This window comes from Aerococcus urinaehominis, assembly GCF_001543245.1.
GTDB classification, from domain to species: domain Bacteria; phylum Bacillota; class Bacilli; order Lactobacillales; family Aerococcaceae; genus Aerococcus; species Aerococcus urinaehominis.
The window spans coordinates 233354-254326 of the sequence record NZ_CP014163.1 but is presented as its reverse complement, the minus strand read 5'-3'; the positions used below and the strand labels follow the sequence as shown (position 1 = coordinate 254326).

Genomic DNA, 20973 nt, shown 5'->3' with positions numbered 1-20973 from the left:
CATGTCATTAAAAAAATTAGTCACTGCCTTATTAGCCACTGCCACATTAGCTGCTTGTCAAGGCCAAAATGCCGGTCAAAGCAGTCAAGAAAACCAAAATAGCGAAGCGAATTATAAAATCGCTATGGTAACCGACGGAAATGGCGTAGATGACCGCTCATTTAACCAATCAGCTTGGGAAGGTATGCAAGTTTGGGCTAAGAATAATCAGTTACCTGAAAGCGCAGTTCAATACTACCAATCAAGCAGTGAAAATGATTTCTTACCAAATCTAAACACAGCCATCCAAGACCAGTACGATATTATTTACGGTATCGGCTTTATGTTGACGGACTCAGTAGCCGAAATGGCCGACCAACATCCAGACCAAAAATTTGGCTTGCTCGATGCTAACATTGAAGGTAAGGATAATGTGGTGTCAATTACCTTTGCTGATAATGAGTCAGCTTTCCTTGCTGGTGTAGCCGCAGCTAGCCAATCTAAAACTAATAAAATTGGCTTTGTAGGTGGTCAATCAACACCTGCCGTTGACAAGTTTGAAATTGGTTATATTGCTGGTGCTAAATCAGTAAAACCTGATATTGAAATTGACGTACAGTATACGCAAAGCTTTACCGATGCTGGTGTTGCCCAACAGATTGCCTCTGCCATGTTTGCTAATGGCAGTGACGTTATCTTCCATGCAGCTGGTGGTGCTGGTAATGGTGTTAATACTGAAGCACGTAACCGTTTGGAATCTGGTCAAAATAAAGATATCTGGGTTATCGGTGCTGACCGTGACCAACATGCTGAGGGTGAATATAAGGGTGGTAACTTTATGTTGACTTCAACTTTAAAACACTTAGGTAAGGCAATTGAGGATGAAACCAATGCTGCTATGAAAGATGAATACCACGGTGGCCAACATATTGTTTCTAACCTAGAGAATGGTGGCGTTGGTATTGTCAAGGACTATCTTCCAGCTGAGGTTTTAACAGCAGTAGAGAAAGCTGAACAAGATATTCTATCTGGAGCGATTAAGATACCAGAAAGTAAATAATAGGCGGTAACTGAATGAGTTTAATGAGTGAAAATATTTTAGAAATGCGTAAAATCACCAAGCGATTTGGTGATTTTACTGCTAATGATGCCATTGATTTTGACCTTAAAGCTGGAGAAATCCATGCGCTCTTAGGTGAAAATGGTGCCGGTAAGTCGACTTTGATGTCTATGTTAGCAGGTTTAATTCAACCGAGCTCAGGTGATATCTTTCTTAAAGGCCAAGCAGTAATTATCGATTCGCCCAAGGCTTCTCAAGCCTTGGGCATTGGTATGGTCTACCAACACTTTATGTTAATTGACCAGTTTACTGTTGCTGAAAATATTATGTTGGGGCAAGAATTGACTCAAGGACTTGGTTATCTGGACATGGATAGTATCAATGAAGCAATCCAGACACTTAGCCACAAGTATCAATTACCAGTTAATGGTGATGACCTAGTGGCGGATATTTCGGTAGGTCAACAACAACGTGTTGAAATTTTAAAGACCCTTTACCGGGGCGCAGATATCATCATTTTTGATGAGCCAACCGCAGTACTAACACCGCAAGAAATTGACCAGCTGATGATTACTATGGCTGATTTAAAAGCAGCTGGTAAATCTATTATTTTTATTTCCCATAAGTTAGATGAAATTATGAAAGTTGCTGATCGGATTACTGTGATTAGACGGGGGCAAAAAATTGCTACCCTAGATCGTAGTCAGGTGGATGCTGATAGCTTGGCTGAACTAATGATTGGTCGCAGTGTTAACTTCCATGTACAGGCTGACCGCCAAGATGTGGGGGAACCAGTATTACAAGTAAAAGATTTGCATGTAAAAGACAACAGGAAGTTGCCTGCTGTAAAAGACGTTAACCTGACTATCCATGCAGGGGAAATTGTGGGGTTAGCTGGTATTGAAGGAAACGGGCAGACGGAATTAGTAGAAGCTATAACAGGTTTGCGTAGGGTTGACCAAGGTGATTTTTACCTTAAAGGTCAGTCCCTTAAGTCTGCCTCAGTGCGTCAGTTATTAGCGCATAAATTAAGCCATATCCCAGAAGACCGCCATCAACGTGGTTTACAGCTGAGTTTATCGGTCGCAGATAATATGATTATGCAAACTTATTATCAAACGCCTTTCAGCCATAAGGGCATTTTTAATTTTGATGCAATCAACCAGTATGCCAATGACCTGGTGAAAAAATTCGATATCAGAACACCTGGTATTGACAGTTTGGCTGGTGAATTATCCGGTGGTAACCAGCAAAAAATAGTGATTGCACGTGAATTAGATCGACAACCAGATTTCTTAGTAGCCGCCCAACCGACCCGAGGTTTGGATGTAGGGGCTATTGAGTATGTTCACCAAGGACTGCTTGACCAAGCCCAGGCAGGAACGGCAATTCTCTTAGTTAGCTCCGAATTAGATGAAATATTAGACCTGGCTGATCGGATTGCTGTGATGTATGATGGTCGCCTGATTAAAGTGGTTAATCGTGACCAAGTTGATAAGCGTGATTTAGGCCTCTTGATGATTGGCCAAGAACCTAGTCAATTAAGTAAGGAGGACATGAAGCATGCCTAGAAATTTAAAAATGAGCCAACAATTATTGGTGGCCCTTCTGGCTGTCCTCCTAGGATTGCTTGTTGGCGCTTTAATCATGCTGGCTTTTGGCTACAATCCGCTTTTAGCTTACCAGGCCATGTTTATGGGTGTTTTATCAAGCCCATATTTCTTTGGCGAAGCACTGAGTCAAGCGACTATTTTAGCCTTAACTGGATTGGCCTTTGCCCTGGCTTCTAAAGCAGGCTTCTTTAATATCGGTTTATCTGGTCAATTTCTAATGGGCTGGTTGGCTGCTATTGTAGTGAGTTTGACTTGGCCTAATTTACCAGCTTGGTTATCAGTTGTTTTCGCTAGCCTAGCAGGTGTGCTAGCAGGCGCCTTGTGGGCTGGAATAGCAGGTTTTTTACGAGCCTATCGGGGGGCCAGTGAGGTTATTACTACTATTATGCTGAATTATATTGGTTTACATTTGACCAATTGGATTATTGCAACCCTCTATCAAACAAATGATGCCAGTCCTAGCATTGATGAAGGGGCAAGCCTCCGTCTAGACTTTTTGTCTCAGGCCTTTTCTGGCTCACGACTTAATGGTGGACTTTTTATCATGATTTTAGTGCTTGTTCTTTATATATTTGTCATGTCGAAAACGACTTTAGGCTATGAGATTAAGTCAGCTGGTTTGAACCCCTTAGCGGCCGAATATGCAGGTATGAATACGCGAGCCAATATTGTCCTATCTATGGCCCTGTCAGGTGGTCTGGCTGGTTTAGCCGGTGTTATTAACGGCCTTGGTATCTTCCATAACATTTTTATCCAACGCGCTTTGCCTCAAGAAGGTTTTAACGGGATTGCTGTTGCCCTGTTGGGGATGAATAATCCAGTAGGTATTCTGCTGTCTTCAGGACTTTTTTCAATCCTGCAAACAGGATCCCGCTTCATGCCAAATGCGAGTGGCGTACCTGATGAGCTCGCTCAAGTTGTGATTGCTGCGATTATTTTCTTTGTCGGGGCTAACTATTTGATTCAATATATGCTTAACAAATTAAAACCAAGTAAGGGGGGAATAAATAATGACAATTCAAGATATTATTGTTCTAATTATTTCTAATGCCCTCATGTATGCTGCACCAATGATTTTTACCGCAATCGGGGCTGTTTTTTCTGAGCGGTCTGGTGTTGTAAATATTGGTTTAGAAGGAATTATGGTAGTGGGCGCTTTTGTAGCTGCCTTGGTCAATCTATCACTAGGAACGGCTAGTCTAAGTCCCTGGTTGGCCTTGCTTGTTGGTGGTTTGGCAGGCTTACTTTATTCGCTCATACATGCTGTTGCAACAGTATCGCTACGGGCTGACCACACAATTTCTGGTACTGTCCTAAATCTAGCAGCTACCGGCTTAGCGGTGTTTCTTTGCCGAGCTATTTTAGGTCGCGCGCAAACTGGTCCCTTGGCACAAACTTTTGGGGTAACAACAATCCCAGTATTGAGCCGTATCCCTTTACTAGGCCCACTATTATTCACCCATACTTCTTTGCCAGCTTGGTTGGGTTTGGTCTTAGCTGTTTTGGCTAGTTTCATTCTTTATAAGACTAAATTTGGTTTGCACCTGCGTTCAGCTGGGGAACACCCTTTGGCAGCTGAAACTGTTGGTATCAATGTTTATGCCATGAAGTATGCAGGTGTGCTTATTTCCGGTTTTCTAGCAGGTATTGGGGGCGCTATCCAAGTTCAAGCTGTTACCAATGACTTTTCAGCCACAACGGTTGCTGGTCAAGGCTTTATGGCTATGGCAGCCATGGTTTTAGGTGCTTGGCATCCTTTAGGTGCAGCTGGTGCAGCTATTTTCTTCGGCTTTGCCCAGTCACTCGCTGTTATTGGCGCCTACATTCCTGTGATCAATCAATTACCTAGCGTGGTACTTAAAATATTCCCTTATCTATTAACTATTTTGGTGGTTAGTTTTGTTACTAGTAAAGGCAAAGCTCCTAAAGCTAACGGTAAGGTATATGTTCGTCGTCAATAGAATAAATAATGGAACCAGTCTAAATGGGCTGGTTTCTTTTCTTCCCAGGCTTACTAATTAATAGGAAGCCTTTTTAATTTTTGCTATACTAAATAAGAAAGGGAGGCGTAAATTATGGAATATTATCAAACTTATGACGGTTTACAGCTACCAAAAATTGGTTTAGGAACTTTTAAACTAAAGGGACAAGCTGGTATTGAAGCCATTACTGCTGCAATTGATTTGGGTTATCGCTATATTGATACGGCTTATAATTATGAAAATGAGGGTACGGTAGGTCAGGCAATCCGCCAAGCTGGTGTTGACCGGGATGACTTGATTGTGGCGTCTAAGTTACCAGGTCGTTACCAGCGTTATAACGATACTCTAACGACCATTCAGGAATCCCTTTTACGGGCTGGCCTTGATTACTTCGATGTCTATCTGATCCACTGGCCTAATCCCAAACAAGGACTGTATTTGGAAGCTTGGCAAGCTATGATTGAAGCCCAAAAACGCGGCTATATTAAGGAATTAGGGACCTCAAATTTTTTACCTGAATATATTGATCACTTAGTTGCAGAGACTGGTGTAAAACCGATTGTTAACCAGGTTGAGCGCCATCCTTATTTTCATCAAGACCAACAAATTGCTTACGATCAATCTCAAGGAATTATTACCCAGTCTTGGACACCTTTAGGCCGGGCTAATGAAAAAGCTGAAGTTTCTATTTTTGAATTACCTGAACTGCAAGCAATTGCTGCTAAGCATCAAAAGTCGATTGGTCAAGTCGTGCTGCGCTGGCAAGTACAAACTGGGACCATGCCCATTCCTAAATCATCTAATCCAGCGCGTCTGGCTGAAAACTTAGCAGTTTTTGATTTTGAACTTGACCAAGACGACCTTGATTTAATTAAAAGCTATGATAGCCCAGTTGGTCGCTTATCAGCTCAAAATCCAGCTAGCTATGAAGAATTTTAATTGGTCTACTGTTAGGGTCTAACTTGTGTTAAAATAAGCTTAATCAAGTGATAGAGGAGCGATTCATTTTGCAAAAGATTTTAGTTTTTGGCCATCAGAATCCTGATACCGATGCCATTACCTCAGCTATTTCCTATAGTTACTATCTCAGCCAAAGTAATCAAGAGGTAGAACCTGAACCAGTTGCTTTAGGACCTGTTAATCCTGAAACCCAGTTTGCGCTAGACTATTTTAATCAACCAGCACCTCGCGTGATTGAGACTGCTGCCAACGAAGTAGATTTAGTTGCCTTGGTTGACCATAATGAAAGCCAACAGTCAGTCAGCGATATAAAAGAGGTCAGCGTTTATTCTGTAGTTGACCACCACCGGATTGCTAACTTTGAAACAGCTGATCCGATTCTTTATGTTGCCCTACCAGTAGGCTGTACCCAAACTGTTATCTATCAAATGATGAAATTTGCTGGAGTTAAGCCAACTAAGGAAATTGCTGGCTTAATGATTGCTGGTATTGTTTCTGACACCCTCTTATTCCAGTCACCAACAACAACTGACCAGGACAAAAAAACGGCTGAAGCCTTGGCTGAAATTGCTGAAATAGACCTACAAGCCTTTGGTTTAGACCTTTTAAAAGCCGGCGCCAATGTGGATGATAAATCTGCCCTGGAAATTGCCGAGGGCGATGCTAAATCTTTCCCAATGGGAGATTATAGTATTCGGATAGGACAGATTAACGTTGTTGATGTTGCAGATGTCTTAAAACGTAAAGATGAGATTCTTGCCGTAATGCAGTCAGAATCAATTGATCATTCTTATGATGCATTCTTATTAGTTGTAACTAACATCTTAACGAATGATTCGGTTGGCCTTTATGTTGGTAATGAAAATCTACAGGCTAGCTTTGAAGCAGCATTTAATACTAAAATTGACCAACAGACCCTTGACTTGCCTGGAGTTGTATCACGTAAAAAACAAGTAGTGCCACCTTTAACCAAGGCAATTGAAGACTAAAAATTATTTAGTTAGGGAAACTGTAATTAAACTGACTTAATCATAGGCTGGGTTTTTGCCCCAGCTTTTTTGATTTAAATTAATCTCTAGTTCACTTTACTGGTATAATCAGCTTAATATTTATGTTAAAGGAGTTAGTCATGGAAATCGTAATTGTGGGCGGGGGAGAGCTAGGCCGCGAGCTGAGTCGAGACCTCAATGATGAGGGACATGAAATTACCCTAATCGATAATCGACCTGAGATTATTGATCAATTAATAGAAGAAGTGGATATCAAGGGGGTAGTGGGGTCAGGGACTTCAATAGATATTCAAAGGGAGGCCGATGTTGACCGCTGCCGGATCTTCATCGCTGTCACCCAATCTGATGAAATTAATCTGATTTCTTCTAATATTGCTAAAATATTGGGTGCAGAATATTGTATTGTTAGGGCACGTAAGGAAGATTATGCCTTGCAAGAGCCTTTTATGAAAAAAACTTTTGGCCTTAATGCCCTAATTAATCAAGACCGGGAGACTGCCCAGCACATTACTAATGTAGTTGATTTTCCGGCAGCCAATTATGTTGAAATGTTCAATCATAAAAAGATACATCTGGTCCGTATTAAAGCGGCAAGTTTCGCTGAAATTGTCGGTATGACGATGCAACAAATTCGCCAACAGGTGCCTAATGTGGTTGTCTGTGTTTTAACCAGAGCTTATGAGACCATCATTCCCCGTGGGGATACGGTGGTCTTGGCTGAAGATGAGCTAGATGTGATTGCATCTGACCGGTCTCTAGACCAGTTTGCTAAGCTGGCTGGGCATAATAATGAACTTCGCTTTAAAAGCGCCTTAGTAGTAGGAGGGAGTCGCGTAGCCAACTATCTCCTACCGGCTTTTCATGCACGCGGTATTCGTACCAAAGTGATTGAGCAGAATGAAGAACGAGCCATTGCCCTAGCTTCACGTTTTACTAGTGTCGAGGTAATTTTAGGTGATGGCACGGACCAAGATTTTTTACGAGAACACCGCATTGGCAACCATGATTTGGTGATTGCCTTAACTGATAACGATGAAGAAAACCTAATGGTCTCCCTTTTTGCCTACCATGAAGGGGTAAGGAAAAATGTGACTAAAATTAACCAACCTCAATTAACAGAGTTAATAGATTTAGACCATTTGGACGCCTTGATTTCGCCGCGTTTGACGATATCTGACTCTATAATCCGCCGCGTTAGAACCTTATCAACCAATAATCGCAATCATTTAGTTAACTATGCGCGCCTTAATAGTGACCAGACTGAAGCCCTAGAGTTTATCGTAGTAGCTTCAGATGAGGTGACTAGGGCGCCAATTAAGGACCTCCCTATTAAAGATAGCGTCGTTATTGGGGCCATTATCCGTGATGGAGAAATGATTTTCCCGACAGGTGATGATTATTTTGTGGCTGAAGACCATGTCCTCATTATCTCTGTAGGAGAAAAAATGCTGACCTTAGACCATATTTTGAAAAAACATAGTCCAAGTTTTTATCAACGTCTACTTAATTGGGGGAGGGAGCAAGAATAAACTTAGATATCATCCGTTACTTAATCGGTCGTCTTTTGATGGTTTTGGGCTTACTCATGATCCCTTCTGTGGCGGTATCTCTCTACTTCGATAATTCTCATCGGGTGGTCCTATCATTCTTAATAGCCATGGTTTTATGTTGGGCAGCCGGTGCTGCTATATCTTTTCGTCCTCTTAAAAACTCAGATTTTTTTGCTAAAGAGGGTTTAGCCTTAGTTTCACTATCTTGGATGGTGATTGCTTTATTTGGGGCTTTACCCTTTTATATATCAGGTGCTGTGCCGTCCTATATTGATGCCCTCTTTGAATCGGTATCTGGATTTACGACAACCGGGGCCTCCGTCCTAGGTTCTAGCTTAACCGCCCTACCTGAAGGCCTGTTATTTTGGCGGTCATTTACTTTAATGGTAGGTGGGATGGGGATGCTAATTTTTATCCTCTATATCCTACCTAATTTAGGAGCAAAAGGCGTTTATATTATGCGCGCTGAGCTACCAGGACCAGTTTTTGGTAAGGTGGAATCGCGGGTGTCTTCTACTATATATATTCTCTATATTATTTATTTGTTAATGACTGTCGCAATGACTATTTTGCTTAGACTGGGTGGGGTCGCCTGGTTTGAAGCCATGCTATTAGCCATGGGGGCCTCTGGTACTGGTGGCTTTAATGTCCATGCCAATTCAATTGCTTATTATGACTCCACATATATTGAATTAGTACTGACAGCTGGCATGTTCATTTTTGGTATGAATTTTAACTTTTTCTATTTAATTTACGAAGGTAAATGGCGGCAAGTGTTAAAGAATGAGGAATTCAAGTGGTATGTGGGCATTGTTTTGGCTTGTGTGGCCTTGATTATGCTTAATGTCTGGCCCCAGTATCAGGACCTGACCACCTGGTTTACTGATGTCATTTTTAATGTCAGCTCGGTGATGTCAACAACTGCTTATACTAATATGGATTTGACGGTGTGGCCGGTGTTTAGCCAGATAATTCTACTCTTTTTAATGTTTTCTGGGGCCATGTCAGGTTCTACGACTTCAGGTTTGAAAGTTGCTCGGGTAGCTATTTTTATTAAGGCAATCTATCGGGAAGTGCATCGCTTAATTTCACCCAGTCGTGTGGTGCCGCTAACTTTTGACGGCAAGGTGATTACCAAGGGTGTTTTGTACTCAGTCTGTTTTTATTTAATTACTTATTTAGGTGTTTTTCTGACCCTTATGCTAGTCTTGTCTCTTGATGTAGATACCTTTGCTTCAGCTTTTAATGCGACAATAGCAACCCTATCTAATATAGGTGGCTCGCTAGATTTGTTGGGTCCAGCCGATGACTATGCCTTATTGTCTAAAACATCTAAACTAGTCATGTGTTTAGGGATGATTATGGGTCGGTTAGAGATTTACCCAGTCTTGATTTTATTCTCTCGACGTACTTGGCAGCAAACTTAAGTAATATCACTCAAAAAAAGAGTAAACCGCAAATAAGGAGTTTAAGCATGCAAGCTTTGAATCATTTTATGGTCAACCGCCACTGGGACAAGCGCTTGGGAATTGATACCCGAGGCTATATTGACCTACCTAAAAAGCACCAAGATTTAGGCACTAGGACTGAATCGACCGACTATCTTGTTTTAGAAGAAATTTTCACCAGCTATCAACCAGGCGCTAATAGTCACCTGGTTGATTTTGGTTGTGGCAAGGGTCGGGTCCTGTTCTATATTCATTATAAATTTGGTATACCAGCTACAGGCATTGAAATTAATCCCATAACCTTAGATGCCTTGGCTGGCAACCTGGTAGGCTACCAAAGGAAAATGGGCGGGCAGCTTGCTATCGATTATTTTGCAGGTGATGGCCGTGAATATCAGATTAAGAGCCAGCAAAACCTATTTTATTTTTTTAATCCATTTAGTCTGCCAGTCTTCCAAAGAGTGTTGTTCAATATCCAGACCTCCTACTGGCAAAGTCCACGCCCAATTGACATGTTGGTCTATTACCCCCTTGAAGAGATTCAGGATTGGTTAAACCAGCAAGATTGGCTAATGATCAAGGACATCATTAATCTAAAAACCGGTTCTGACCCAGAGGATTATGTGGTGATTTACCAGTTTGTCTAATGAAAGCGGAAACGACTTTCATTGCAAAAATAGCTATCTAAGGTATAATTATTATATTCATTGAAGTGATTTATTTGGAAAAAAGCTGAAGGAGCATAATATGAAAGCCAAACAAATTGTCGGACAAGCGGCAGCTAAATATGTTAAAGATGGTATGATTCTGGGTTTAGGGACAGGGTCAACTGCTTATTATTTTGTTGCAGAGTTAGGTCGGATGGTCAAGGAAGAGGGGCTCAAGGTAACTGGGGTGGCCACCTCTAATCGGACGGCTGATCAAGCGCGTGAATTAGGCATCCCGCTCAAGAGCGTTGACGAGGTCGACCGGATTGATTTAACAGTCGATGGTGCTGATGAGTTTGATCCGCAATTGAATGGTATCAAAGGCGGGGGTGGCGCTCTGTTAATAGAAAAAATTGTGGCCACTTACTCTGATCAGGTAATTTGGATTACTGATGATTCTAAAAAGGTTAACCAATTAGGGGCCTTCCCACTGCCAGTAGAGGTTATTAAAGAAGGTAGCCAGCAACTTTACCAGCTGTTCGCTGACCGCGGTTACCAGCCTAGCATCCGCTTGGATGAAGCTGGAAATAAATATCGCACTGATAATGATAACTATATTATTGATTTAGCCTTAGAAAAGATTGATAACCCTGACCAACTGGCCCAAGAGTTAATTAATTTGGTCGGCGTTGTTGAACATGGCCTATTTATTGATATTTGCCAGCGGGTCATTTATGCTGATAATGGCGGCCATATCGTAGAATTAGAAAGATGAGGAGAGACAGATGACTAAAGTCTATACTAATTATTGGGAAAATCGTTTGTATGGTATCCGTAAGCAACATGGTTCTTATGCGACAGAAGAAGAGGCCTTAAACGGCATCTATGCCTGGTGGGAACTACAAAAGGATAAATATGAACCTGAAATCTACCGGACCAATACTGGTGCCCTGGAGGTTAAATATCTCGACAATGACAACTATGTCTATCGCGTAGAAGAAAGAGAGATTGAAGGGGACCTCCCATCCACTTCTTACCAATTGAAGACAGCTGGGCAAATTGAGGCTGATCGGGCTAAGTTGGACTTAGATGAATCAGCTTACTTGTTTGATGAGTTAGCTGAACCTTACCGAGACCGCTTAATTGTTGCTATGAATGATAGTAAACGCGTTCGCGATTTTATTTATACTGAACGTGGACGGATTATTTCTCACGTCGATGACTACCATAAAATATAAGGAGGTTAGCATGGCAAATTATCCAGTACTTTTCCTATCCATAATTAAGGGTGGCGAGAGTCGTCGCTTTACCGAGCATATCCGCCACTCAGGGTCAACCGGTGCGACAATCTTTAGAGGGGAAGGAACTATCCACAATAAAGTCATGAACTTTTTAGGATTTCATGAAAGTCATAAGGACCTACTGTTATCAGTATTACCTAAAGACCACGAAAAACGCGTTCATGATTATATTAAGGACCACGCCCACCTAGACGAACCAGGTTCAGGGGTTCTCTTTTCTTTCGATACGACAGCCTGTTATGGTAATGAATACCTGGAAATTCCCTTTGATAATAGGCGCGAAGACCTGGCTGATACCCAAGCCATTATCACTGTTGTAGACCGAAAACTAGGTAAGCGAGTTGTTACTGCAGCCGCTGACCAAGGAGCCTTTGGAGGAACAGTGATTCATGGCCGTGGCACTGGTCTGCATGATCAAACCAAGGTTTTTAATGTTGCTATCCAGGATGAAAAAGATATTGTGATTATGTTAGTTGAAACCGCAATCGCGGAACAAGTGATGGCTGGCATAGCTGAGGCGGTAGATATTGATAAACCTGGTAATGGTATTATTGTTAGCTTAAATGCGCCAAACGCGGTGGGTAAAGTTTTCAGGGATGATCTGGTTGAAGAAGCAAATCAGTAATTCTTAGTCTTTTTTATGCTTAGGAGATGCTTGCGTGATTATTGTTGAAAATATTAGAAATGGCCAGGTAAGTCACGATTTAGCTCAAGCCATGGCTTTACAAATTTGGGCCTTAAACCATTTGGATAAGCGTGAAGATTATGTTTTTCCCTACCGAGTTGGTCCAGCCGTCCAGATTGGAAAATTTCAAAATGTCTTTGCGGAAGTTAACCAACCCTACTTAGACGAAAATAATATTGATTTAGTTCGTCGGGAAACGGGTGGAGGAGCCATTTATATGGAACCTAGTCAAATTAATTTCGTGTTTCAGATGGCTGCTGAAGATAGATTAGCAGATAATTTTAAGAAAATTTACCAGCCAGCTATCGCTGCCCTACAGGAATTAGGAGTTGACCAGGTGACCATGTCTGGGCGCAACGATCTTGAAATTGATGGCCATAAGGTGTCGGGTGCGGCCGTTTCTGTCAGCCACGGTCGACTTTATGGGGGGTACTCATTGTTGCTAGATACAGATGCTGAAGCGATGGCAAAAGCACTTAGGCCCAATTTGAAGAAACTAGCATCAAAAGGAGTTAAGTCAGTGCGCCGGCGGGTAACCACAATTCGTGACTTTTTGGCACCTGTATATCAAGATATGACAGGTGAGGAGTTTTCAGATTTTATCTTGGCCCGGTTAGTTGGTGTTGATGATTTGAGTCAAGCTCACTACTACTTTTTAAACGACCAAGAATGGGCCCAGGTTGATCAATTGGTAGCTGAAAAATTCGGCAACTGGAGTTGGAACTATGGTCAGTCACCAGACTATGACTATCAAAATGATGGGCGTTTTAAGGCCGGAACTGTAGAGGTGAGACTTCAAGTTAACCAAGGCTATATTAAGGCAATCAAAATTTATGGTGACTTTTTTGGTAACCAAGAAATTAGTGACTTAGAAGCAGCCTTGGTTGGCCACAAGTTTGACAGCCAGGGCTTGGAGGCGGCCTTAAATACTATTGATTTAGACCAATATATATCTGGCTTAGAAAAGACTGAATTCATCAATCTAATCCTTGGTAAATAGGAAACGACCACCCACTAATTAGGGTGGTCGTTTTTTGCTGTCAAGCTAGGCTACTAGTTGGGAAGATTAGCTTGTTGGTGGGCTTCATCATCGAGACTAGCCTCAAGATCTTTGTCATAGGTCCGCTCATGGACAAGCGATTGGGCATAGAAGTGGTGGAGACGGTATTGCCAAGATGCGGATATCACACCTAAGAGAGAACCGATAAAAATACCTAAAAAGCGGGCGCCCAAGATAGCATAGCCAATTTCTGGGGCAGTTAGGGATATTTGGAACATCACCTGGATGGTGACAAAGAAAATCCCAATGGCATAGTTGCGGGGCATAAAAAATTCAGTGGTCATATAAAGAATGACAATCAAGCCAATACGAACCAGATTGGCCATGGGGATATTGACGACTAGGGCAGCGACTACCAAACCCATACAGGTACCGATAATTCGCTGATTATTTCGGTTGATAATATGTTTCAGGGTGTTGCCTTGCAAAATAGCTGAGCAGGATACGGTTACCCAAGAATAGGCACCTAGCCCCCAGGCTGAATTGAGGTATGATGCCAGAAAGAGGGTCACTGCATAAAACCACGCATCAATTACCATTCGCGGGTCGGCAAAAATACGATTTCTTAAAGAGTGAGTGGGCAATAATACCTGTCGTGGTGCTCCTTCAATTCTTAAAGTCAAATAGCCAATGATAATTGAGACAACCACACCAAAAGTGACATACAGTGTGTTAGCTGGAATTGCAGCAATTGGGGTTTTGATTGTTGTTCCGACTGCAGCAACTAGAATAATAAAGATATCACCTGGTTTGTCGAAGTGCAGCATGCGGTAGATCATCCGGCTAGAGAAGGCGATTAAGGCAATAAGCAAAGGCTCGGTCCAGCTTATAAAATGAGAAACCATACCTAAGAAGTGGGCCAAAATAATCATGACACCCACTGATATGAGGCGCTTCGTGATGCGCGATCCGTCGGTAGACTGGTAGTTAAGAAAAGTAAAAACGCCCAGACTCGCAAGGGCATTGATTTGGTAGTTATTAAGGAAAAAACCTGTCAGGTTGACGATTAAAATACAAAGCCCAGCTGCCAATAGGCGCCAATTTGAAAATTCACTAGGTTTACGATAGTGAAAAGCTTCTTTAACCATTATATGCATCAAACCATCTCCTTATCTGCTTATATTATAGCATAGGAATTGATAGGAAAATTGATAGCCAAAACTTGCAAAAGAAATTTTATTGGCTTAAAGTAATAATAGTGAAAAGAGGAGGTATTTTGATGAAGAAAAAATTTGTTAATGCAGTGATTTACAAACACCCAGAAGCCAGTGAAATCCTGGTTGAAGATGGTAAATTTGTCGCTTTTGGTCAGAACTTGGGCCAAGCTGATCAAACCATTGATCTTAAAGGTCGCTTCGTATTACCCCCATATGTTGATGCTCACCTACATTTAGACTATTATTTTACCGGTCAGGATGACAAGGTCAAAAATGAAACAGGTACGCTTTTTGAAGCCATTGACCTCTGGAATGACTATAAAAAGGGTACGACTAAAGAAGAGATGAAAGAGCGTATCCGTCAAGCTGTTAAGGATGTAGCTGGATATGGTACCCAATATATTCGGGCTCAAACTGACTGTACTGATCCTAACCTAACTGGTATTAAGGCCGCCTTGGAAGTTCGCGATGAATTGAAGGATAATATCACAATTCAAGTGGTCGCCTTCCCTCAAAATGGCATGTATTCTTTTGAAGAAGAGGGCAAAACTGGCCGTGACCTAGTTGAAGAAGCCCTGCAATTAGGTGCTGATTGTGTCGGTGGTATCCCACATAATGAATGGTCCCGTCAAGATGGCTACAAATCAATTGAAGAAATTGTGCGCCTAGCTATCAAATATGATAAATTAATTGATGTCCACTGTGACGAAACCGATGATGACCAAGCTCGCTTCCTAGAATTATTAAATGCAGAAGCTATGAAACAAGGCTACGGACAATCCACCACTGCCTCTCATACCTGTTCATTTGGCTCAGTTAATGATGCTTATGCCTTCCGAATGATGGGTCTATTCCGTCAATCAGGACTTAATTTTGTCTCTTGCCCAACTGAAAACCTCTTCTTACAAGGCCGTCAAGATACCTATCCTAAGCGTCGTGGCCTAACTCGAGTTAAAGAATTTGTTGATAATGACATTAATGTTGCCTTTGGTCAGGACTCGATTGTTGACCTCTGGTATCCTGCTGGTTCTGGCAATATGATGAACATTTTAGACAATGGGATTCACGCCAGTCAATTGATGCGTGAAGAAGACTTTGACCGTAACTTTGACTTAGTGACTTATAATGGTGCCCAACTTATGCAAGTTGATGATGCGTATGGCTTAGACGAAGGTAAGCCGGCTAACTTTATTGTACTTGATGCTGAGTCAGCCTACGATGCCCAGCGTCGACGCGTGGAATGTCTCGCTTCAGTCCGCAATGGCGAGTATCTCTTTGAAAAAGAATTACCTAGCTATGCTACTGAATTAGACATCGATCGTAAAACAAAATAGCAAGTAATAAAAAGTCCCTAGCTAATAATTGCTAGGGACTTTTTTTAATATACTGCGATTTTACCCATAGGAGAGTCTACGGTTTGAATATGGGCATCAAAAATATTGGTTAGGATATCAGCCTGCATAATTTCTTCAGCTGAGCCATAGGCAATAATTTGGCCTTCCTTCATGGCTACAATGGAGTCGGCATACTGGGCAGCCACGTTGATATCATGGAGCACTGCAATAATGCGACGGTCAAAAATATCAACTGCCTCCCGTAACAGGTTCATCATTTGTACTGATGAAGCAATATCAAGGTTATTAAGGGGTTCATCGAGTAAGATATAGTCAGTCTCCTGGCAGAGGACCATGGCAACATAAGCACGTTGACGCTGTCCGCCTGATAGTTGGTCCAGATAACGGTCTTGGAGTTTACTTAAATTAAAAAAGTTAAGATATTTATTAATAATGGCTTGGTCTTCTTCAGTTATGCGTCCCTGGCTATAAGGAAAACGGCCAAAAGCCAAGAGTTGCCGAACCGTTAACCGAGTCATAAAATGATTTTCCTGGCGCAAAATAGCAATCTTTTTGGCTAGGATATGTGATGGAGTGGTTTTGATATCTAAACCACCTACGCTTACCTGTCCTTGGTCAAAGTCCAAAAGGCGTCCAACCATTAATAGCAGGGTGGACTTACCTGCTCCATTAGGACCGACTAGGGCAGTAAAGCCTGGATTAGTAATTTCTAAGTTTAGGGGACCGATTTGCACTTCTTCGCTATAGCGTTTAACGAGATCCTTAATAATCATCTAATCTCCCTTTCTAAGCATCATGACAATAAAGGCAAGACCACCAAAAAGCTCAATAATAATTGAAACCACGCCTTGGGTATTAAAAATGTGGTTCATAAAGAAATAGGCAGCCGTTAATATTAAGAAGCCCAGGACCATTGATAAGGCAAAAAGATAGCGGTGGTCATACGTCTTGGCTAATTGGTAGGTTAGTGTCGCGGTTAGAAAACCAAAGAAGGTCAGCGGGCCGACTAAGGCGGTTGAAATTGCCATCAAGATTGATACCAACACTAAGAAAAAGACAGTGTAAGCGCGATAATTAAGCCCAAGATTGATAGCAACAGCTGGTCCTAGACTGATTACGTTCAGGCGACGTGCTAAAACAAAGAAAATAACGACAACGATTAAAACCAGGGGAATTGCTAGTTTAAAATCTTCAGCGTTTGCGTTATTAACTGAAGCCATGAGTTTGGCTTGCAAAACATCGAAGACTGAGGGTTCTAACAGGCGGCGCATAAAAGTTGCTAGCGCGCGTAAACCTGACCCCAAGACTAGCCCAATCAAGAGTAGCCATTGGATATCTTGGTTTTGGCTAGTCAGTAGCCAGCCGTAAATTAAGAGGCTGAAAGCCACCATTAAAATAATTTGAATTAGCAGGGCAAATGGCCCGGTAAAGGACAAGAGCGCATCAACCCCTAAAAAGAAAACAATTCCTGTGTTAAGACAAGCATAAAGGGCCTCGAAGCCTAACAAGGAGGGTGTTATCAATTGATTAGTCGCTAAACTCTGGAAAGCGATGGTTGCTAGGCTCTGACAAACACTAGCTATTAGCATGGCTACTAGAGCTACTAAACGCCGCTTAACTACCGCCATAAAGGCAGGTGAGCTAATTGGGACAGGATTATTATAGGTCATTAGACCGTAACTGGCCAAGAGGGCTAAAACCAGACAGGTGAAGAAGGTCCAGTAGAAACGACGACGGTCTCCTGGCTGACGGAAACTAATATGATGGTTAGACTTACTCATGGTCGGCCTCCCTTTCTCTGTATAAACAGTACCAGAATAAAGAAGAAGGCACCGAAACTACCTAATATAACTGATACTGGGACTTCAAAGGGCTGGATAATTGTTCGCGATATGATATCACAAGCTGTAATTACCGCCATACCTAGCAGGCAGACCCAGGCCAAGTTCCCTTTAACATCATCGCCTCTGACCATCGATACAATATTAGGAATTATGAGGCCGATAAAGGGCAGATTTCCAATAACTGCCGAAACTAGGCCAACAATAATGGCAACCAGGGCAGTACCAATTAGCAGGATAGATTGATAATTAAGGCCTAGATTGGTGGCAATATCCTTACCCAAACCGACAATAGTCAGGCGATCAGCAAAAAGATAGATAATCAGAGTAACTGCCACAATGCCCCAGAGAATTTCATACCGGCCCACTTGGACTGGAGCAAAAGAAGCGGCAAACCAAGTTTCCAAAGTCTGGCTCATATTGAATTGCAGAGCGAGAAAGGTGGAAATAGCGGAAACCACTGCTCCTAGCATGGTGCCAAAAATCGGAACAATCAGAGATGACTTTAATTTAACCCGCTGGAGTAGGCTAAAAAATACCATGGCGCCGACAAAAGCAAAGCCAGCGGCAAAGAGCATGCGGGTGATTAGGCTGGGACTATCGATAAAAGCCCAAGCTGCAATAATTCCTAGACCGGCCCATTCAGCTGTACCTGTAGTCGTTGCATCAGCAAAGCGATTCTGGGTTAAAAGTTGCATCACCAGTCCGGCACCGGCCATGGCAGAACCAGATAATAAAAGGGCCAAGGTCCGGGGCAGACGGGTGATAAACACCATCTGCCAGCCGTCCGCTTGGCCCATAATATCATAAGCACCAGTAAAGATTGAAAGGATGGCTAAAGCAACGACGACGATGAGGGTCACCAGTAAACCAGGTGTCCATATTTTGTTGTGGGAGTCGCTTGTCTGCTTGAGCAATTTAACCAACCTCTTTCATTACTTTTATGTCCATTATAAAGCTAATTACTCTCCTTTAAAAGCCTTAGCCATACTTTGGAATATTTCGGTTAGAGTTTGGATAGATTCGTTGGTATAGGTATCAGCAGGAGCATAAATCACATGGTTATTCTTAACAGCATCCAGAGATTTAAGGGCAGGAGAGTCTTCAATCACTTCTTGTGCTGGTTGACTTTCAGTATCAGTAATCGCAGCATCTCGGTCTAATACGAGTAACCAGTCTGGGTTAGATTGGGCGATAGCTTCAACTGAAATATCATCACCTTGGTGGTCAGATGAGCTATCAGCAACCTCTAGTGCTGGTTTAAGGTTAAATAAATCGTATAGAGGTCCCCAAACGCGACCGGTATGTGGCGCCGCATAGCCAATTTCACCACCAGATACAATGACAGACATTACTTTATCTTGGCCATTGTAGGCTGACTTCACATCGGCAATTGCCTTGTCTAAGTTATCAATTAAGGCTTGGGCTTGGTCTTCTTTTTGGAAGATAGCGCCTAAACCTTGAGTTGAAGTTTTGAAACCTTCCATTAGGCTTTGGCCAGTGTTCTCGGCATCTTCAGTATTCCAAGAATAGTCAACAATCGCTGCATTAGGGGCTAGCGCCTTGATATCATCGTAGTATTTGGCAAAGCGTTGACCCACAATAACCAAATCAGGATCAGCCGCCGCGATTAATTCCAAGTTAGGTTCGCGGTGGTTACCAATATTTTCAACCTTGTCATCCTTAACATAAGCGCTATCTGCTGGCATGACATCTTTAGGCACAGCTACTAAGTCGACCCCCCAATCTTCTAGTGTTTCAAAAGTCCGGTTGTCCAAGGCAACTACTTTTTTAGGTTGGACAGGGACTTGTACTTCACCGTGGATATCTTTTACAGTGACAGTTGCTTGGTCTACTTGCTGGTCATTTGAGGTTTGACTGGCAGCTTGACTGACATTAGATTCAGCAGCTTTTTCACTATCTTGAGGTTTAGATTGGCCGCAAGCTGCCAGTACCAGACCAGCAGATAGAACTAGGGAATACTTAGTAAATTTATGCATGATAAGATCTCCTTTTTAATTGAGAATAAAACTGGGCATATTCTCAATTGTTATTTTGTTTGTGGCATGATCATGTTAGCTAAAACTATACCATTAAGCGAATCCAAAAGCTAGCTTTCTGGAAAAATGAGAATGATTCTAGTCATTGGTCAGCAAATAGTTATTAGAATTGTTATAATCTGATAATTATTAAAAAATAGACTTAGTAGGGGATAAGAAAGTAAATGAAAATCACTTGATTTCTTTGACAGCACTTACAGGAATTGCTAAGATTGGTATATAAATTTCGTAACCATCCAAGGGAGGATTCATTATGAAGCTAATACTTGATCTGGATACCGGTATTGATGATGCAATGGCCCTAGCCTATGCCGTTGGCCATCCTGAAGCTGAAGTACTTGCAGTTACATCTGTTTTTGGTAATGTTGAAACTGTTACTGGGGCTGACAATGCAGCAGCCATTTTAAAATTGTTGGGACGGGAAGATATTCCTGTTTATGTTGGTGCCAAGCGGGCCCTAGATGCCGACCAAGACTATGTTCAAGAGGCTGCTTCGGGGATTTTCCATGGACGTAATGGCCTAGCTAATCTCGATTTTCCAGCGGGTGCTCCAGTTCAAGACCAGGATGCGGTTGACTACTTAGTCGACCAAGCTCGGGCCCTGGGTGATGAATTAACCATTGTCACGACTGGTCCTTTGACTAACTTAGCTCTGGCTATCCAAAAAGATCCTGAGGCTATGCTATCTGTACGCCAGGTTGTTTCAATGGGTGGCGCACTTACTGTGCCTGGAAATGTTTCATATTTTGCTGAGGCCAACTTTAATAAAGATAGTAAGGCCAATAATATTGTTTTTGATTCCGGCATTAATATGACCATGATAGGTTTAGATGTAACCTTGCAAACATTATTAACAGAAGACCATATCAATAAATGGCAAGCTGGCTCTCCAGCTGCCCAAGCCTTTTTTGATATTGTGAGTTATTACTTCCAAGCTTATGACTCCTCTTATGATGAATTACGTGGCTGTGCCCTCCATGATCCACTGGCTGTTTCAGTAGCCTTAGATGAACGTTGGGTAACAGGCCAAACTTTCTGTTTACGCTCACTGTCTGGTGATCAAGAAGGGCGGATCGTGCAAAATCTGCCAGCCTTAGCAGATGGTGCTGAGCCTAATGTTCGTGTGGGTCTGGCTGTTGATGGGCCGCTTTATACCCGTCACTTTGTTGAAACGATTGAAAAAGCCTTTTAGTCTACCTACATGGATTCAGCCAGTTAGCCAGCTTTAGACTTGTCTAGCTGGCTCTTTTTATTTACTATGGTAG

The 20973-nt window shown here is 42.2% G+C and carries 20 protein-coding genes; 15 read left to right on the top strand and 5 right to left on the bottom strand.

Features of this window, described 5'->3' with window-relative positions; genetic code table 11:
- Nucleotide 1: 1 nt before the first annotated feature.
- From AWM75_RS01150 to AWM75_RS01090, 13 genes are all read left to right on the top strand, one after another.
- Complete coding sequence (locus AWM75_RS01150; RefSeq protein ID WP_067977342.1) at nucleotides 2-1039, top strand: BMP family lipoprotein; 1038 nt, start codon at nucleotides 2-4, stop codon at nucleotides 1037-1039.
- Nucleotides 1040-1062: 23 nt separating this feature from the next.
- Nucleotides 1063-2610, top strand: a complete 1548-nt coding sequence (locus AWM75_RS01145) for an ABC transporter ATP-binding protein (RefSeq protein ID WP_067980828.1) — start codon at nucleotides 1063-1065, stop codon at nucleotides 2608-2610.
- Entirely contained in the window at nucleotides 2603-3700 is a 1098-nt protein-coding gene (locus tag AWM75_RS01140) for an ABC transporter permease (protein WP_067977341.1), read from the top strand. Before AWM75_RS01145 ends, AWM75_RS01140 begins: the two co-directional genes overlap by 8 nt.
- The gene (locus AWM75_RS01135; protein ID WP_067977340.1) at nucleotides 3663-4613 is read left to right on the top strand and encodes an ABC transporter permease; all 951 of its coding nucleotides are present in this window, start codon (nucleotides 3663-3665) and stop codon (nucleotides 4611-4613) included. Before AWM75_RS01140 ends, AWM75_RS01135 begins: the two co-directional genes overlap by 38 nt.
- Before the next feature lie 114 nt (nucleotides 4614-4727).
- Nucleotides 4728-5573, top strand: coding sequence for an aldo/keto reductase (locus AWM75_RS01130; RefSeq protein ID WP_067977339.1), 846 nt, complete (start codon nucleotides 4728-4730; stop codon nucleotides 5571-5573).
- Between the two features lie 68 nt (nucleotides 5574-5641).
- Complete coding sequence (locus AWM75_RS01125) at nucleotides 5642-6583, top strand: manganese-dependent inorganic pyrophosphatase (protein WP_067977338.1); 942 nt, start codon at nucleotides 5642-5644, stop codon at nucleotides 6581-6583.
- 140 nt (nucleotides 6584-6723) lie between these two features.
- Entirely contained in the window at nucleotides 6724-8133 is a 1410-nt protein-coding gene (trkA, locus tag AWM75_RS01120; protein WP_067977337.1) for a Trk system potassium transporter TrkA, read from the top strand.
- Nucleotides 8134-8171: 38 nt separating this feature from the next.
- Nucleotides 8172-9581, top strand: coding sequence for a TrkH family potassium uptake protein (locus tag AWM75_RS01115; protein ID WP_234946612.1), 1410 nt, complete (start codon nucleotides 8172-8174; stop codon nucleotides 9579-9581).
- A gap of 47 nt (nucleotides 9582-9628) precedes the next feature.
- Nucleotides 9629-10249: a class I SAM-dependent methyltransferase gene (locus AWM75_RS01110; protein ID WP_067977336.1), complete on the top strand. Its 621-nt coding sequence runs from the start codon at nucleotides 9629-9631 to the stop codon at nucleotides 10247-10249.
- Between the two features lie 100 nt (nucleotides 10250-10349).
- On the top strand, nucleotides 10350-11024 hold the full coding sequence (gene rpiA / locus AWM75_RS01105) for a ribose-5-phosphate isomerase RpiA (RefSeq protein ID WP_067977335.1): 675 nt from the start codon (nucleotides 10350-10352) through the stop codon (nucleotides 11022-11024).
- 10 nt (nucleotides 11025-11034) lie between these two features.
- Nucleotides 11035-11487 carry a hypothetical protein gene (locus AWM75_RS01100; RefSeq protein ID WP_067977334.1) on the top strand — a complete coding sequence of 151 codons (453 nt, stop codon included), beginning with the start codon at nucleotides 11035-11037 and terminating at the stop codon, nucleotides 11485-11487.
- A 10-nt stretch (nucleotides 11488-11497) separates the two neighbouring features.
- Nucleotides 11498-12175, top strand: a complete 678-nt coding sequence (locus AWM75_RS01095; protein ID WP_067977333.1) for a P-II family nitrogen regulator — start codon at nucleotides 11498-11500, stop codon at nucleotides 12173-12175.
- 34 nt (nucleotides 12176-12209) lie between these two features.
- A complete protein-coding gene (locus tag AWM75_RS01090) occupies nucleotides 12210-13235 on the top strand; it encodes a lipoate--protein ligase (RefSeq protein WP_067977332.1) in 1026 nt (341 codons plus the stop codon).
- Nucleotides 13236-13288: 53 nt separating this feature from the next.
- Here AWM75_RS01090 and AWM75_RS01085 read toward each other — a convergent pair whose 3' ends face one another.
- Nucleotides 13289-14392, bottom strand: coding sequence for an FUSC family protein (locus AWM75_RS01085; protein WP_067977331.1), 1104 nt, complete (start codon nucleotides 14390-14392; stop codon nucleotides 13289-13291).
- Nucleotides 14393-14514: 122 nt separating this feature from the next.
- On the opposite strand from AWM75_RS01085, the gene AWM75_RS01080 reads away from it, so the two are divergent.
- Nucleotides 14515-15786: an amidohydrolase family protein gene (locus AWM75_RS01080; RefSeq protein WP_067977330.1), complete on the top strand. Its 1272-nt coding sequence runs from the start codon at nucleotides 14515-14517 to the stop codon at nucleotides 15784-15786.
- Between the two features lie 44 nt (nucleotides 15787-15830).
- Here AWM75_RS01080 and AWM75_RS01075 read toward each other — a convergent pair whose 3' ends face one another.
- From AWM75_RS01075 to AWM75_RS01060, 4 genes are read right to left on the bottom strand one after another with little or no spacing between them, the layout of a single operon-like run.
- Nucleotides 15831-16580 carry an iron ABC transporter ATP-binding protein gene (locus AWM75_RS01075; RefSeq protein WP_067977329.1) on the bottom strand — a complete coding sequence of 250 codons (750 nt, stop codon included), beginning with the start codon at nucleotides 16578-16580 and terminating at the stop codon, nucleotides 15831-15833.
- A complete protein-coding gene (locus tag AWM75_RS01070; protein ID WP_067977328.1) occupies nucleotides 16581-17588 on the bottom strand; it encodes an iron chelate uptake ABC transporter family permease subunit in 1008 nt (335 codons plus the stop codon).
- The gene (locus AWM75_RS01065; RefSeq protein ID WP_200778307.1) at nucleotides 17585-18565 is read right to left on the bottom strand and encodes an ABC transporter permease; all 981 of its coding nucleotides are present in this window, start codon (nucleotides 18563-18565) and stop codon (nucleotides 17585-17587) included. The genes AWM75_RS01070 and AWM75_RS01065 overlap by 4 nt, the downstream gene beginning before the upstream one ends.
- 45 nt (nucleotides 18566-18610) lie before the next feature.
- Entirely contained in the window at nucleotides 18611-19648 is a 1038-nt protein-coding gene (locus tag AWM75_RS01060; protein ID WP_067977326.1) for a siderophore ABC transporter substrate-binding protein, read from the bottom strand.
- Between the two features lie 313 nt (nucleotides 19649-19961).
- On the opposite strand from AWM75_RS01060, the gene AWM75_RS01055 reads away from it, so the two are divergent.
- Nucleotides 19962-20900, top strand: coding sequence for a nucleoside hydrolase (locus tag AWM75_RS01055; RefSeq protein WP_067977325.1), 939 nt, complete (start codon nucleotides 19962-19964; stop codon nucleotides 20898-20900).
- Nucleotides 20901-20973: the final 73 nt, after the last annotated feature.